At 70.2% G+C, this 14,500-nt stretch carries 16 protein-coding genes; 10 read left to right on the forward strand and 6 right to left on the reverse strand.

The features are described from left to right. Window positions 1-13 precede the first annotated feature (13 nt). From ACIBKY_RS42170 to ACIBKY_RS42180, 3 genes are all read left to right on the forward strand, one after another. Window positions 14-1,015: a polyprenyl synthetase family protein gene (locus ACIBKY_RS42170; protein ID WP_397106103.1), complete on the forward strand. Its 1,002-nt coding sequence runs from the start codon at window positions 14-16 to the stop codon at window positions 1,013-1,015. Between the two features lie 88 nt (window positions 1,016-1,103). Beyond that, complete coding sequence (locus ACIBKY_RS42175; RefSeq protein ID WP_379613204.1) at window positions 1,104-1,766, forward strand: hypothetical protein; 663 nt, start codon at window positions 1,104-1,106, stop codon at window positions 1,764-1,766. Further along, on the forward strand, window positions 1,767-2,384 hold the full coding sequence (locus ACIBKY_RS42180; protein ID WP_397106105.1) for a hypothetical protein: 618 nt from the start codon (window positions 1,767-1,769) through the stop codon (window positions 2,382-2,384). It begins immediately after the preceding gene. A gap of 107 nt (window positions 2,385-2,491) precedes the next feature. Here the strand turns inward: ACIBKY_RS42180 and ACIBKY_RS42185 are convergent, their stop codons facing one another. Together ACIBKY_RS42185 and ACIBKY_RS42190 are read right to left on the reverse strand one after the other, a co-directional pair. After that, entirely contained in the window at window positions 2,492-3,922 is a 1,431-nt protein-coding gene (locus ACIBKY_RS42185) for an MFS transporter (RefSeq protein WP_397106107.1), read from the reverse strand. Between the two features lie 21 nt (window positions 3,923-3,943). Continuing rightward, window positions 3,944-4,660 (reverse strand): class I SAM-dependent methyltransferase, encoded by a 717-nt coding sequence (locus tag ACIBKY_RS42190; protein ID WP_397106109.1) that lies wholly within the window; start codon window positions 4,658-4,660, stop codon window positions 3,944-3,946. A 124-nt stretch (window positions 4,661-4,784) separates the two neighbouring features. Between ACIBKY_RS42190 and ACIBKY_RS42195 the strand changes: the two genes are divergently transcribed. After that, a complete protein-coding gene (locus ACIBKY_RS42195) occupies window positions 4,785-6,176 on the forward strand; it encodes an LCP family protein (RefSeq protein WP_397106111.1) in 1,392 nt (463 codons plus the stop codon). Here ACIBKY_RS42195 and ACIBKY_RS42200 read toward each other — a convergent pair. Further along, window positions 6,173-6,646: a tetratricopeptide repeat protein gene (locus ACIBKY_RS42200; protein WP_397106112.1), complete on the reverse strand. Its 474-nt coding sequence runs from the start codon at window positions 6,644-6,646 to the stop codon at window positions 6,173-6,175. The genes ACIBKY_RS42195 and ACIBKY_RS42200 overlap by 4 nt on opposite strands. A gap of 70 nt (window positions 6,647-6,716) precedes the next feature. On the opposite strand from ACIBKY_RS42200, the gene ACIBKY_RS42205 reads away from it, so the two are divergent. Then, window positions 6,717-7,652: an ATP-binding protein gene (locus ACIBKY_RS42205; RefSeq protein WP_397106114.1), complete on the forward strand. Its 936-nt coding sequence runs from the start codon at window positions 6,717-6,719 to the stop codon at window positions 7,650-7,652. Window positions 7,653-7,740: 88 nt separating this feature from the next. Then, the gene (locus ACIBKY_RS42210) at window positions 7,741-8,127 is read left to right on the forward strand and encodes an SCO5389 family protein (RefSeq protein ID WP_379613198.1); all 387 of its coding nucleotides are present in this window, start codon (window positions 7,741-7,743) and stop codon (window positions 8,125-8,127) included. Here the strand turns inward: ACIBKY_RS42210 and ACIBKY_RS42215 are convergent. Next, a complete protein-coding gene (locus ACIBKY_RS42215; RefSeq protein WP_397106116.1) occupies window positions 8,096-9,130 on the reverse strand; it encodes an LLM class flavin-dependent oxidoreductase in 1,035 nt (344 codons plus the stop codon). The genes ACIBKY_RS42210 and ACIBKY_RS42215 overlap by 32 nt on opposite strands. A gap of 54 nt (window positions 9,131-9,184) precedes the next feature. Here ACIBKY_RS42215 and ACIBKY_RS42220 point away from each other — a divergent pair, with 54 nt between their 5' ends. The 3 genes from ACIBKY_RS42220 (at window position 9,185) to ACIBKY_RS42230 (ending at window position 11,434) form a co-directional block, all read left to right on the forward strand. Then, entirely contained in the window at window positions 9,185-9,670 is a 486-nt protein-coding gene (locus ACIBKY_RS42220) for an RrF2 family transcriptional regulator (protein ID WP_397106118.1), read from the forward strand. Window positions 9,671-9,732: 62 nt separating this feature from the next. Next, window positions 9,733-10,170 (forward strand): carboxymuconolactone decarboxylase family protein, encoded by a 438-nt coding sequence (locus ACIBKY_RS42225; protein ID WP_397106120.1) that lies wholly within the window; start codon window positions 9,733-9,735, stop codon window positions 10,168-10,170. A gap of 4 nt (window positions 10,171-10,174) precedes the next feature. Beyond that, window positions 10,175-11,434, forward strand: a complete 1,260-nt coding sequence (locus ACIBKY_RS42230; RefSeq protein ID WP_397106122.1) for an FAD-binding oxidoreductase — start codon at window positions 10,175-10,177, stop codon at window positions 11,432-11,434. Here the strand turns inward: ACIBKY_RS42230 and ACIBKY_RS42235 are convergent. Together ACIBKY_RS42235 and ACIBKY_RS42240 are read right to left on the reverse strand one after the other, a co-directional pair. Beyond that, window positions 11,431-12,102: a ribonuclease HII gene (locus ACIBKY_RS42235; protein ID WP_397106124.1), complete on the reverse strand. Its 672-nt coding sequence runs from the start codon at window positions 12,100-12,102 to the stop codon at window positions 11,431-11,433. The genes ACIBKY_RS42230 and ACIBKY_RS42235 overlap by 4 nt on opposite strands. A 10-nt stretch (window positions 12,103-12,112) precedes the next feature. Next, a complete protein-coding gene (locus tag ACIBKY_RS42240) occupies window positions 12,113-13,048 on the reverse strand; it encodes a LysR family transcriptional regulator (protein WP_397106126.1) in 936 nt (311 codons plus the stop codon). Window positions 13,049-13,127: 79 nt separating this feature from the next. Between ACIBKY_RS42240 and ACIBKY_RS42245 the strand changes: the two genes are divergently transcribed. After that, window positions 13,128-14,411: a pyridoxal phosphate-dependent aminotransferase gene (locus tag ACIBKY_RS42245; RefSeq protein WP_397106128.1), complete on the forward strand. Its 1,284-nt coding sequence runs from the start codon at window positions 13,128-13,130 to the stop codon at window positions 14,409-14,411. Window positions 14,412-14,500: the final 89 nt, after the last annotated feature.

The raw sequence follows: 14,500 nt of genomic DNA on the forward strand, positions 1-14,500 counted from the left end.
GCAGTCTGGAGGTATGGATCAGTTGCTGCGAAACCCGGCGATCGTCAACGGCCTCCGCAAGGTGGAAACGCGCGTAGCGCGCCTGAGCGGTTCTTCGGCGCTGCCGGGGATCAACGCCGGCGCCTCCCGTGTGATCAACTCCGGCGGCAAACGCCTGAGACCCGCGCTGACGCTCGCCACGGCGATGGCCTTGGGCAAGACCCCGGACAGAAGGGTCATCACCGCGGCGGCCTGCGTGGAACTGATCCACGCGGGCTCGCTGGTTCACGACGACCTGATGGACCGCGCGACGCAACGCCGGGGCGCGGCGACGCTCAACGCCGACCTGGGCGACGGCAAGGCCCTGGTCATCGGGGACTTCATGCTGGCCAGAGCGGGCCTGGCCGCGATCACCTCGGTCTCCCGCCCGGTCGCCGAAGTGCTGGCGGCCACGGTGGTGGAGCTGGCCGAAGGCCAGTACCTGGAGACGACGGACCTGTTCAACCCGCGCCGCACCGAGGCTAGCGCCCTGCGCTCGATCACCGGCAAGACCGCGGCGCTCTTCCGCGCCAGTTGCCTGGTGGCCGCCGTCTGCGCCCAGGCCTCCCCGGAGGACCGGGCGAGAATGGCCGCGTACGGCGAGCGGTTCGGCCTGATCTTCCAGATCCTCGACGACCTCCTCGACCTGACCGCCACCAGCGAGCAACTCGGCAAACCCGCGGGCAACGACCTCAAACAGGGCGTCTACAGTCTCCCGCTAATCCTCTCAAAAGCGAATTTCCTCACAAACGGTGATATATCACTACAAAGGGGAATTTCGGATGAGCAAGTAGCCGACATCCTCACCAGGCTCCGCCAGACCAAGATGATCGAGACGACCATCGAATACTGCCGCGGACTGGCCGACGAAGCCCTCGCCGCACTCCCCGAGATCGGCAACCCCGAGATCGCCGGAATCCTCCACTCTCTGCCCACCTCATACATCGACACAATCATCAGAACCATCAACCGACCTGCACTGACATCCATGAGTTGAGATTTGTTGGAATGATTGGCAGGAAAGCCAGTCAAACTCCAGAAACTGTGCTCATACTGGATTCACCGGGCCATCCAGGAGCACGCCGATGCGGAAGTCATCCCCCTCACCGGGGCCGCTCGAAGCGACCCATTTCCTCCAACTCGCCGCCGTGGACTTCAGCGGCATCTACCAGGTCCACCTGGCAGCGAAGGAAGAACGGCTCAAGATGACCAGGCTCGCGATGAGCCTGTTGTCGGTGCCGTTCCTCGCCACGATCGCGCTGACCAGTGCCAAGGTCGTCAATCCCCATGATCTGACGACCTGGCAGACCGTTCCCCCGTACCTCTTCGCGCTGGTGGCCGCCTTCGGCCTGCTGGGGGTGCTGCCGTTTCTGCGGCTCATCGAAGCGGTCAACGCGCACGGCAGGACGGCCAGAGCCATCAACAACTTCCGCCTGCTGTACACGGCGCAGCTGAAGGACGAGCTCGACTGGACACCCAACCTGCCCGTCGACCCGCGCTTCCCGGAGACCTACGCGCCGCTGACCTGGCCGGGCATCAACGTGATGATGATGGCCCTGGTCAACTCGGCGTACCTGACCGTAGGGGTGACCGGGCTGTCCAGGACGTACCCGAACCTGCTCCTGCTGCTGACCAGCATCCTGCTCGTCGCCCTGGTGCACTACTCGATCTACTACGTGCGTTGCAACGTGACAAGACGACGCCGGCTTCCCCACAACCCCTACAAGTTCCCGAATATGGAGACGTAAATGGACAGCCCAGTGCAATGGGCGTCATGTGGGGAGGCGTGGATCGGCCTGATCCGCCATGTCTGGATATCCGGTGTCCCGGCCGAAGACGACCGCGGCCCCGTCATCGAAGGCCCGCCCGTGCTGGTCGAGATCGCCCGCCCCCGCCCCGACGACCCCATCGTCGAGCGGTACGGCGACGCCGCAAAGCTGGCCCTCTACACCAGAAAATTCACCGAGGACACGATCGTGGCGCCCTTCAAGTACAGCTACGGCGCCCGCATCAAGGGGCAGCTGACCTGGGCGGCGGAGTTGCTGCGGGCCAGGCCGTACAGCAAGAGCGGCTGGATCTCCCTGACCACGCCCGGCGAGCCGTACGACTCGGTCCCCTGCCTGACCGGGCTGGCCTTCCGGTCAAGGGACGACCGCCTGCTGATGACCGCCACCTTCCGCTCCCAGAACGCCTTCACCAGCTACCTGAACTACCTGCCGCTCGCGGACGTCCAGGCCGAGATGGCGCGGAATCTCGGCCTGGACCAGGGCCCGATGCGCGTGTTCGTCGACGTGCCCCACCTCTACCTCGCCGACGCCGGCGCCGCCCTCCGCGTCATGCGCCCCGCCCTCCCCCGCCTCCTCTGACCCCGGCCCACCCACCCCACGGGCCCGCAAGAGCACAGCATGGGGCGCGGAGCGAGGTAGCAGGGTCTGAGCGCAAGGCATGAGGAGGAAGGTGAGAGGTGGGGAGGTTAGGTGGGGGTGGTGGCGGACAAGGGGGTGGCTATGCGTTCCAGGCTCTGGCGCTCCGCCTTGACGCCGAAGATCAGCTCGACGATGCCGGCGAGGATCATCAGGATCGCACCGATGGCGAAGGCCAGGGCCGTGTCGCCCGGCACCCCGCTCTCCACCAGCGCCGCGAACAGCAACGGCCCCGCGATGCCTCCCGCCGCCGTGCCGATCGCGAAGAAGAAGGCGATCGCCATCGCCCGGGTCTCCATGGGGAAGATCTCGCTGACCGTCAGGTACGCCGAGCTGGCCCCGGCCGATGCCACGAAGAGCACCACCGACCAGCACGCGGTAAGGGTCACCGCCGTCAGCATGCCCTCGTTGAACATCCAGGCGGTCCCCAGCAGCAGCACCCCCGACCCGATGTACGTGGCCGAGATCATCGGCACCCGCCCCACCGTGTCGAACAGCGGCCCGAGCAGCAACGGCCCCAGGAAGTTCCCGACCGCGATCACCGCGAAGTAGTACCCGGTGTACGTGTCGATCTGGAAGAACGTGGACAGGATCTGCGCGTACCCGAAGGTGATGGCGTTGTAGAGGAACGCCTGCCCGATGAACAACGACAGCCCGAGCACGGTCCGCTTGGGGTAGAGGGCCACCATGGTGTGCGCGATCCGGATGAACCCGATCGACCTGCGCTGGTGGATCGTGATCGACTCGGCGGGTTCGGGCAGGTCGCGTCCCACCTGCCGTTCGATGTCGCCGACGATCCGCTCGGCCTCCTCCTCCCGCCCGTGGATGAACAGCCAGCGCGGGCTCTCGGGCACGTTCCTGCGTACGAGCAGAATGGCCAGGCCCAGCACCACGCCGAGCCCGAACGCCACCCGCCACCCGATGTTGACCGGCAGGTCGTTGAGAAGCGGGACGGTCAGCAGCGCGCCTCCCGCGGCGCCGAGCCAGTAGCTGCCGTTGATGAGGATGTCGACGCGGCCGCGGTGCCGGCTGGGGATGAGTTCGTCGATGGCGGAGTTGATCGCGGCGTACTCGCCGCCGATGCCGAAGCCGGTGAAGAACCGGAACAGGAAGAACCACCACACGCTGAAGGAGAACGCGGTCATCAGCGTGGCGACCAGGTACACCAGCAGCGTGATGATGAAGAGCTTCTTGCGGCCGAACCGGTCGGTCAGCCAGCCGAAGAACAGCGCTCCCGAGCACGCCCCGGCCACGTAGAGGGCGGCGGCGAGGCCGGCCACCTGGGCCTGCGAGATGTCCAGGCCGCTGCCGGGCTTGGCCAGCTGGGCGGAGAGGTTGCCCACGATGGTGACTTCGAGGCCGTCCAGGATCCACACGGTTCCCAGGCCGATGACGATCATCCAGTGCCAGCGTGACCAGGGCAGCCGGTCGAGCCTGGCGGGCACCTTGGTGGTGATGGTGCCGGTCTCAACACCGCTCATGAGGCAACCCGGTACCCCGGATCACCTTTTGTAGGCCTCCACCATCCGGGTGGCGAACCACGGCCCGCCGTACCAGAACCGCCAGCCGAGGTCGCGCCGGCGCACGTCGGAGGCGCCGAGGCCGCGCAGGACCGCCTCGTATTCCTCGGTGCGCTGGAAGTCGGCGATCAGCAGCCGGCCGCCCGGCGCGAGCACGCGGTAGGCCTCGCGCACGGCCTCGGCGCGTCCTCCGGCCGTGCCGATGTTGTGGATCGCGAGGCTGGAGACGACCGCGTCGAAGCTGTCGCTGACGAACGGCAGCGCCCGCATGTCGCCGGTGACCAGTTCGATCCGGTCGGTGACGCCTTCCGCCTCGGCGTTGGCCAGGGTGGCGGCGGCGTGGTTGCCCGACTGGTCCTTGGCGCGCCACAGGTCGAGGCCGGTCGCGTACCCCTTGGACAGCCGCCGTGCGGCGGCCATGAGCACCGCGCCGCGCCCGCAGCCGAGGTCGAGCACGCGTTCGCCGCCGTCGAGGTCGTCGAGTTCCCCCGCCCAGATCTCGAACTTTCCCCGGCGCGTGGTGTACGCGTAGCTGAACGCGCTGGCCAGGGTATATAGACCTCCGAGGAGGAAGGCCAGGCCGGCGGGGACAACGTCGTAGGCGAAGGAGACGATCGTGAGAGCCAGCAGCACAACGGCTCCCACGACCAGTCCCGCGAAGGGCAACGGCGCGTCGAATCCATATTTTCCACGTCTCACGCTCACGTTATATCGCAAGTTTCCGTTGCCGTGAATTGACGCGCCACAACCCGGATTTTGTCCCAATCATCCCTAAACCGTTACTAATCTGAGACAGACTGCTCGAAACGGGGGTTGGCAGGGGATGGCAGCCAGAGATCGCGAATTCAGCCTCGGCGCCAGCATCGCGCTGACCTTTGGCTCGGCCCTGCTGTGGGGCGTGGCCCACCTGGCCACCGGCCGGCGGCGTACCGGCCTGGCGCTGATGGCCGTCTACGCGCTGCTGCTCGCCTCCGTGCTGACCGTGGTCACCGTGCTGGGCGGCCATCTGCTGTCGCTGGCGGTCCAGCCGAGCTGGCTGACCACCCTGACGATCACGCTGATCGCGATCGCCGTCGCCTGGTCCACGGTGATCATCTGGTCCTATGCCCTGGTACGGCCGGCCGCCTCCGACACCGCCGCCCGCAAGGCCACCACGATCCTGGCCGTCGTCCTGTGCGTCCTGGTCGTCGCCCCGACCGCCTACGCCGCCCGCCTGGCCTATGTCTCGCGCGACGTGGTCACCAGCCTGTTCAACAACACGAACACCGCCCCCGTCGTCGCCGCCGACCCCTGGAGCGGAGCCGACCGGGTCAACATCCTGCTCATCGGCGCCGACGCCGCCGCCAACCGGCCGGGCGTGCGTACCGACAGCATGACCGTGGCCAGCGTGGACGTGGCCACCGGCGCCACCACCCTGCTCGGCCTGCCGCGCAACCTGGAGAACGTGCCGCTGCCCGCCGGCCCGGCCCGCCAGCGCTTCCCATACGGCTTCACCGGCGAGCCGCCGTACACGCCGGGCCTGCTCAACGAGGTCTTCCAGTACGCGGAGGACTACCCCGAGATGACCCCCGGCGTACACAAGGGCCAGCGTGGCCCGGCCCTGCTCAAGCAGACGCTCAGCGGCATCCTCGGCATCCCGGTCACCTACTACGCGATGGTCGACATGTATGGCTTCGCCCAGATCGTCGATGCGATGGGCGGAGTCAGGGTCACCATCAAGGAGCCCATCGTCTACGGCAAGTACCGCGAGGGCCTGCTGCCCGCCGGCACCCGCAAGCTCTCCGGCGAGGAAGCGCTCTGGTACGGCCGCTCGCGCACCGACAGCGACGACTACGTCCGCATGGGCCGCCAGAAGTGCCTGCTCAACGCGGTCGCCAAGCAGGCCGACCCGATGACCGTGCTCAACAGCTTCGAGAGCCTGGCCACCGCCACCAAGCGGGCCATCTCCACGGACATCCCGCAGAGCCTGCTGCCCGCCCTGGTCGACCTGGCGCAGAAGGTCAAGGACACCAGGATCCGCAGCCTCAGCTTCGTGCCGCCGCTGATCAGCACCGCCTACCCCGACTGGCAGCTGATCAGGCGGAAGGTCGGGCAGGCGCTGGCCGAGCGCCCGGCGAACAAGACCGCCACCGCCCCCGGCGAGCGGCCGGCGCCCACACCCACGCAGGAGCCGAGCGCCGACCGCCCGATCGCCCTCGACGAGACCTGCGGTTAGTCCACGACCAGATCGAGGTTGTCGGCGTAGTAGGCGAGCGCGCGGCCGTAGCCACCGGCCTGCTCGCCCTCGGACACCAGCTTCAGCAGGGAGCTCACCGCCTCGCGGTGGGCTCCCTTGTTGTGCAACGCCATCGCGCGGAAGGCGCGCAACGCCGGATCGCCCGGGAACTCGGCCAGCCCGCGCTCCAGCGTCTCCAGCGCCTCGTCATAGCGGCCGAGCACCCGCAGCGTGCTGCCGAACCCGGTGAACACCCCGATCCGGTCATCCGCCCGCAGCTCAAGCGCCTTCTCGTAGTACGGCACCGCCTCGCTCTCCAGGCCGAGCCGGTCGTGCGCGTAGGCCGTCTCCCGCGCCACGTCCGGGTCATCCGGATACGCGGCCGACAACTCCAGCAGCGACGCGCGTGCCTCCTCCAGCTTGCCCGATCGGTTCAGTTCCGCGACTCGCGCCAAAGCTTCTTCTCTCATGGCCGCAGTGTGGCATGATGAGCGCACCCGAGAACGAAAACGGTTTTCAAATCCAATGGGAGGCTCCGGCGTGCGCGTGGCATTCGTGGGGAAGGGCGGCAGCGGCAAGACCACCATGTCCGCGCTGTTCGCCAGATACGTGGCCGGCCAGGGCAGCCCGGTCGTCGCCGTCGACGCGGACATCAACCAGCACCTCGCGCTCGTGCTCGGCCTCGACGACCCGCCGGAGCCGCTCGGCGCCCGCCTCACCGAGATCAAGGACCTGCTGCGCGGCGACAACCCGCGCATCCCCTCGGCCGCGGCCATGGTCAAGACCACCCCGCCGGGGCGCGGCTCACGGCTGCTGACGTTCGAGGACCTGCCCTACTCGGTCCCCACGCCCGAGGGCCCGCGGCTCATGGCGACCGGCCCGTTCGGCGAGGAGGACCTCGGCGTCGCCTGCTACCACTCCAAGGTCGGCGCGGTCGAGCTCCTGCTCAACCACCTGGTGGACGAGGCCGGCGAGTACGTCGTGGTCGACATGACCGCCGGCGCCGACTCCTTCGCCTCCGGGCTGTTCACCCGCTTCGACCTGACCGTGCTCGTCGCCGAGCCGACCCGGCAGGGCGTCAGCGTCTACCGGCAGTACCGCGACTACGCCGCCGACTTCGAGGTGCCGATCGCGGTCGTCGGCAACAAGGTGCAGGACCCCGGCGACGTCGAGTTCCTGCGCGAGCACGTGGGCGACGACCTGCTGACCTGGATGGAGCACTCGCCCGCCGTACGCGCTCTGGAGCAGGGGCGGCCGTTCGCGCTGGCCGATCTGGAGACCGGCAACCTCGACGCGCTGGCCGTACTGCTGAAGCAGCTCGACGCGCAGCCCAAGGACTGGGCGCGGTTCGGCCGTCAGACGGCCGAGTTCCACCTGCGCAACGCCCGCGCGTGGGGCAACGAGCGCACCGGCCTCGACCTCGCCACGCAGATCGACCCCGGCTTCGTGTACGGCCCCGCCGCGCTGGCCCAGTAGACGACTGTCCCCCTCCCGCCATCTGGAGCCCTCCGGGGCTCTCACCTAGCGTCAGATAGATCCCTTTCTTCCATAGTGAGGAGACAGCATGTCGCTGACCGTTCCGAACGATCTGCTCGATCGGGCCCGTGCCGGGGAGGTCGACGACGCGGCCTTCGTCGCCTGCGTACGCGACTCCCTGCCCTACGCCTGGTCGGTGATCAGCGAGCTGGTCCAGCAGCGTGGTCAGAGCGGCGCCGAGTTCGCCGACAACCAGGTACCGCCGCCGTCGGAGGAGGCGCGGGGACAGCTCCTGCGCTGCCTCGCCAGCGACTCGATGCGCGGCGCGCTGGAGCGCCACTTCGGGGTACGGCTCGCCTTCCAGAACTGCCACCGGGTCGCCGTCTTCGACCCGTCGGCCGAGAAGGCGCTCGCCGAGTTCGTCACCCCCAGGGCGCAGATCCTCAACCAGAAGCCGGAGCTGGTGGACTGCTAGCCGGCAGCGCGGGGCCCGGCGGTGTCGGCCGCCGGGCCCTCGGCAGCACCTCCCGCCCGAGGCGGCGGATGTTGTCCAGAGTCCGGCCAGGCCCACCGCCCTCGACCATGAGGATGAGGTGGCGCAGGCCGGTGACCTCGGCGGTGCGCCGGATCCGCTCGACGCAGAGATCGGCGTCGCCGACCGGGTGTGTCTGACTCAAGAAGTCCACATATTTCGGGATATCGCGGGGCGGGCGGGGCCGGCCGTCCACCGGCACATATCCCGCCAGACCCGGCTCCATCCAGCGCGGCATGGCCTCCTTGAGCTCCCTGACCGCCTGTTCGGTCGAGTCCCCCACGAACCCCACGGCGGCGGCCACATGCCCGCCGGCCCCGCCCGACAGCGCCGCGTGCTCGCGCAGCAGGCCCGCCTTCTCCTCGTCGCCGACGTGCATGCCCAGCAGCATCGGCAGCCCCCGCTCGGCCGCCAGCGCCAGCGTCGCCCGCGACGTGCAGGCCACCACCGGCCGCATCCGGACGGCCGGGACCATCTCCACCTCGCGAAAGCGGAAGAACTCCCCGTCGGCCGCGACCCGCTCCCCCGACATCGCCGCGCACAGCAGGTCGAGCGACTCGGCGAACCCGCGCTCGTAGCGCTCCACGCCGGTGCCGAGCACCTCCAGCTCCAGCCACGGCCCACCGCGCCCGACCCCGAGCGTGAACCGGCCACCGGACAGGTGGTGCAGCATCGCCGCCTGCTCGGCCAGCGCCACCGGGTGCCAGGCCGACAGCACGCTGACCGCCGTGCCGACGCCGATGCGCCGGGTCCGTCCCAGGGCCAGCGCGGCGAGCGTGGTGGCCGACGGGCACACGCCGTACGACATGAAGTGGTGTTCGGCGATCCACACGTCGTCGAACCCGGCCTCCTCGGCGGCCTCGATCCACTCCACGGCCTGGGCCAGCGCCTGACCGGCGTCCTGCCCGGGGAACTGGGCCGCGATCAGAAAGATCCCGATACGCACCCTCAGATGCTAACCGGGTTGCGCTCGCTATTCTGGAGGTCTAGTATCCAGAATATGCGGATGAACGAGGGCGTCGAGTGGGCGCTGCACAGCTGCGTCAACATGACGTGGCTCGACCCCGAAGAGGCGATCACGGCCAAGAAGCTCGCCGCCTTCTACGAGCTGCCCGCCGCCTACCTCAACAAACAGCTTCAGTCCTTGGTGAAGGCGGGCATCCTGACCTCCATCTCGGGCCCGCGTGGCGGCTTCAAGCTGGCCAGGCGGCCCGACCAGATCACGCTGCTCGACATCGTGACCGCGATCGAGGGCCGCGAGGACGCGTTCCGCTGCGCGGGCATCCTGCGCAAGGGGCCCGGCGGCCGCGACGACGTGGACTACCGCGCGCACTGCGAGGTCGCGGTGGCCATGCGGCAGGCCGACCTCGCCTGGCGCAAGTCGCTGGCCGGCAAGACGGTCGCCGACATCGCCGACACCGTCCAGCGCAAGCACCCGCGCACCCGCGAGGGCACGCGCGCCCGCTTCGAGAGCCTGCGCGCCTGAGCGGGCTTCTCCCGTGGCCATATTCTAGATATCAAACGTCCAGGAAAGCGAGAATCACACGCATGAGCGCCCGCATCAAGATCGCCACCGCCGGGTACCAGGGCCTGCTGGCCGTCGAGGCCCACCTGCGCCGCTGCGACGTCCCCCAGAGCACCCTGGAGCTGCTCCGCCTGCGGGTCAGCCAGATCAACGGCTGCGGCTACTGCGTCGACATGCACGCCCGCGACGCCAAGCGGGCCGGCGAGAGCGACGAGCGCCTCTGGTCCGTGGCCGCGTGGCGCGAGGCGCCGTACTACACCGACGAGGAGCGCGCCGCCCTGGCCCTCGCCGAGGCCGCCACCCGCCTGAGCGACAACCCGGCCGGCGTGCCCGACGACGTCTGGGACGCCGCCGCCGGCCACTACACGGAAGAGCAGCTGGCCGCCCTCGTCATGGCCATCGCGAACATCAACGCCTGGAACCGCATCAACGTCACCATCCGCAACCCCGCTGGAGCGTAAGACCATGAACATCGACAACTTCGACGGCCCGATCCTGCGCCCCGGCGACGCCGCCTTCGAGCAGGCCACCAAGCCCTGGAACCTGGCGATCGAGCAGCCCGTCCTGGCCGTCGCCCACGCGGCGCACGCCGCCGACGTGGCCGCGCTGGTCCGCCACGCCGCCGGGAACGGCCTGACCGTCACCACCCAGCCGAGCGGCCACGGCGCCAGCGGCGACACCGAGGGCACGATCCTCCTGCGTACCTCCCGCCTGGACGAGGTCACCCTGGACGGCCGCGTGGCCAGGGTCGGCGCCGGCGTCAAGTGGGGCAAGCTCCTCGAAGCGGCTAGCCCCCATGGGCTGACCGGCCTCGCAGGAAGCACCCCCGCCGTCAACGTGACCGCCTACACCCTCGGCGGCGGGCTGAGCTGGTTCAGCCGCAAGTGGGGCTGGGCCGCCGACGGCGTGCGCGCCTTCGAGATCGTCGACGCCGAGGGCGCGCCGCGCCGGGTGAGCGCCGAGTCCGACCCCGACCTGTTCTGGGCGCTGCGCGGCGGTGGCGGCGACTTCGCGGTGGTGACCGCCCTGGAGATCGACCTGCACCCCGCCCCCCAGCTGTACGGCGGGCGGCTGCTCTGGCCGGCCGAGCGGGCCCCCGAGGTGCTGGAGGCGTTCCAGCGGGTGACCGCCGTGGCGCCGGACGAGCTGACCCTGTGGCTGGACCTGCTGCGGTTCCCCGGCGCCCCGCCGTTCGTGGCGCTCGACTCCACCTACCTCGGCCCGGAGCGGGAGGCCAAGGCGCTGCTCGCGCCGTTCGGCAAGATCGCCGGCCTGATCTCCGACAGCCACGCCGTCCTGCCCGTGCACGAGCTCGGCTCCATCGAGCAGGAGCCGACCGACCCGGGCCCCGGCCAGTCCCACGCCGAGCTGCTGCCGAGCCTGGAGCACGCGGCGGCGCTGCTGAGCGAGCCCATCGACCCGCTGCTCAGCGTGCAGATCCGGCACCTGGGCGGGGCGCTGGCCCGGCCGTCGGACAGCGCCGCGGGAGCGGTGGCCGATCCGTACCTGCTGTACATGTTCGGCATCCCGGGCACCGGTGACGTGGAAGGCAAGGAGATCGCGCTGGCCGCCGCGCTGGGCGGGGAGGGGCGCAAGCCGTACACCTTCCTGAAGCCCGGGGAGAAGGCGGCGCAGGCGTTCGGCGCGGCCGCCCACGAGCGGCTGCGGGAGATCAAGCGGCGGCGCGACCCCAACGGCGTCTTCCGCGCCAACTACCCGATCTAGCCGAACAGGGACTCCTGGCCCTCGCCGGCGAGCGGGTCGCGGTGGCGCTTCAGGTGGCGCCACTTCGGCAGGTCGTCGAGGTAGGACCAGGACAGGCGGTGGTGGGGCGTGGGCCCGTGCTCGGCCAGCGCGGTCAGATGGATGGGCGAGGGGTAGCCGGCGTTGTCGGCGAAGCCGTACGCGTCGCAGCCGATCGTGCCCATGTACGCGTCGCGGCGAACCTTGGCCAGCACCGAGGCGGCCGCCACCGAGACGCTCACCGCGTCCGCCTTGACCTCCAGGCGGACCGGCCAGGGCGGGCCGATGTAGTCGTGGGCGCCGTCGAGAATGACCGCGTCCGGGCGCACCGGCAGGGCCTCCAGCGCCCGCCTGGCCGCCCGCGACAGCGCCTCGGTCATGCCCAGCGTGTCGATCTCCGCATGGGACGCCTCGCCGAAGCCGATGCCGGCGGCCCAGGACTCCAGGTCGCCGATGAGGCCCTCGCGGCGGCGCTGGGTGAGCTGCTTGGAGTCGGTCAGCCCCGCCGGCGGCTCTGACAGGTCGCTCACGACGGCGCAGACCGTGACGGGCCCCGCCCAGGCGCCCCTGCCGACCTCGTCGACGCCCGCGACCAGGCGGGTGCTGGGCAGGGCGAGCAGCTGCCGCTCGATGTCGTAGGTGGGCGCCATGCGGCAGAGGCTATCGCTCGGCCAGCCGCAACTGCTCCAGATCGGCCGCGATGTAGCGGGCGGCCACGTGGATGGCCCGCAGGGTCACCGACACCGACGGCCGGTGGACGCTGGAGGTACGGGCCACCGCGTGCACCTCCCTGCCCACCGGGTCGCCGGGGAAGGTGCGCACCGCGATGCCGCGCACGCCCGCCGCCAGCGCCAGGGACGGGACCGCGGCGATCCCGATGCCCTTCGCCACCAGCGACAGGATCGTCCCCAGGCCCTCGAACTCCCACGGCGTGGGCTTGGTGCCGCCCACGTCGACGAACAGGCGGTCCACGGCCAGGCGGGACGGCTCGCCGTCCGGGGTCGCCATCCACGGCTCGTCGCGCAGCTCGGCCAGGTCGAGGGGGATGTCGGGGTCGGCCAGCCGGTGCTTGCGCGGCACCACGAGCACCAGGGGGTCGTGCAGGAGGGGGAAGACCCGGGTGCTGTCGCTGTCGCGGGCTCTGCCGTACCAGTCGTCGATGAGCGCGATGTCGACCTCGCCCGCCTGCACCTCGCGCATGCCGCGGCCGGAACGGCTCTGCCCGAGCCGGAGCGACAGCTCGGTGTGGCGGCGCAGCGTACGGGCGAGCGCGGGCGCGAAGGCGACCGCGGCCGTCGGGAAGGCGGTCAGGACCACGCGCCCGGTGGGACTGCCCGCCTGGGCGGAAAGGTCGGACTCGGCCTCCTCGACCATGGCCAGGATGCGCTCGGCGTGGGCCACCAGACGGCGTCCCGCGTCGGTCAGCTCGGCGCTGCGCGCGGTCCGGTCGAGCAGCGCGGTGCCGGTCTCCCGCTCAAGCGCGACGAGTTGCTGGGAGACCGCGGACGGGCTGTAACCGAGCGCTGCGGCGGTCGCGGCGATGCTGCCCCGGCGGGCGAACTCGCAGATCAAGGTCAGACGGCGCAGATCGAGCATCGGACTTCCTTATGCCTACCCACATGAAGCCTCGCTTGTACTTATGCCTCTATCCAACCACGCTGGGAACGTGACAAACATGACGGTTACCCTCTCCGCCACGCTGGCGGCCAACGAGGACATCGAGCGAAGACGGCGCGCCGGGGAACGCGTGCTCAACCTCGCCTTCGGCGAGGCGGGGCTGCCCGTCCACCCGGCGCTGCGCGACAAGCTGGTCGCCGCATCCGAGCGCAACGGCTACGGGCCGGTCGCGGGGGCGGCCGAGCTGCGCGAGGCGGCGGCGGGCTACTGGAACCGGCGGGGGCTGGCGACCGACCCCGACTACGTGGTGTGCGGGCCGGGCAGCAAGTCCCTCCTGTACGGCATGATCCTGGCGCTGGGCGGCGACATCGTGATGACCGCGCCGAGCTGGGTCAGCTACGCGGCCCAGGCCGACCTGGTCGGCGCCAGGCCCATCATGGTCCCGGCGCCCCCCGGCGAGGGTGGGGCGCCCGATCCCGACAAGCTCGTCTCAGCGGTGCTGCACGCGCGCACCCAGGGCAGGACCGTACGGTCGCTGCTGGTGACGCTGCCGGACAACCCCACCGGGCGGCTCGCGTCGCCGCGGACCATCCACCGGCTGGTGGAGGTCGCCCGCGAGCTCGACCTGGTCATCATCTCCGACGAGATCTACCGGGATCTGCTGCACGACACGGCGCTGCCGTACACCTCTCCGGCCGACCTCGCGCCCGAGCGGACGGTCATCACGACGGGGCTGAGCAAGAGCCTGGCGCTGGGCGGCTGGCGTATCGGCGTGGCACGGCTGCCGGACGGCGCGACCCGGTTGCGCACGCAGTTGCTCGCGGTGGCCAGCGAGATCTGGTCGGCGCCCGCCGCGCCGGTCCAGGACGCCGCGGCCTACGCCTTCACCGAACCGCCGGAGCTGGTGGAACGCGTCAACCAGAGCCGCCGGCTGCACGCCAAGGTCTCGCGGGCGGTCTACGACCGGTTCGTCGAGGCCGGCTGCGCGGTGGCCAAGCCGCAGGGCGGCTTCTACATCTACCCGGACCTCGGCCATCTGCGGCTGGGCGGCTCCGCCGAGGTCACGCGGATCCTGCTCGACGAGCACGGGATCGGCGTCCTGCCCGGCCACGCCTTCGGGGACGACCCCTCGGCGGCGCGCGTACGGGTGGCCACGAGCCTTCTCTACGGGGAGAGCACCGAGGAACGGCTGACCGCCCTCACCTCGGCCGACCCGCTGTGCCTGCCGTGGATCTCCGGCAGCCTCGACCACCTGCTCATGGGCCTCAAAGAACTGTCGGTGCGGCGGCCACGTGAACGGCACCGCTCGCTGGTGTCACAGTTGGGCGAATCTTTGGGCTGATTCCCCAGGTTGACCTGCGAAAACACCCTGTTTTCCGCAATCCGCGAATGTTGACACGCGTCACGTGGTTACAGGTGGGCACAGCAGCC

This window comes from Nonomuraea sp. NPDC050394 (genome assembly GCF_044459065.1).
GTDB lineage: Bacteria > Actinomycetota > Actinomycetes > Streptosporangiales > Streptosporangiaceae > Nonomuraea.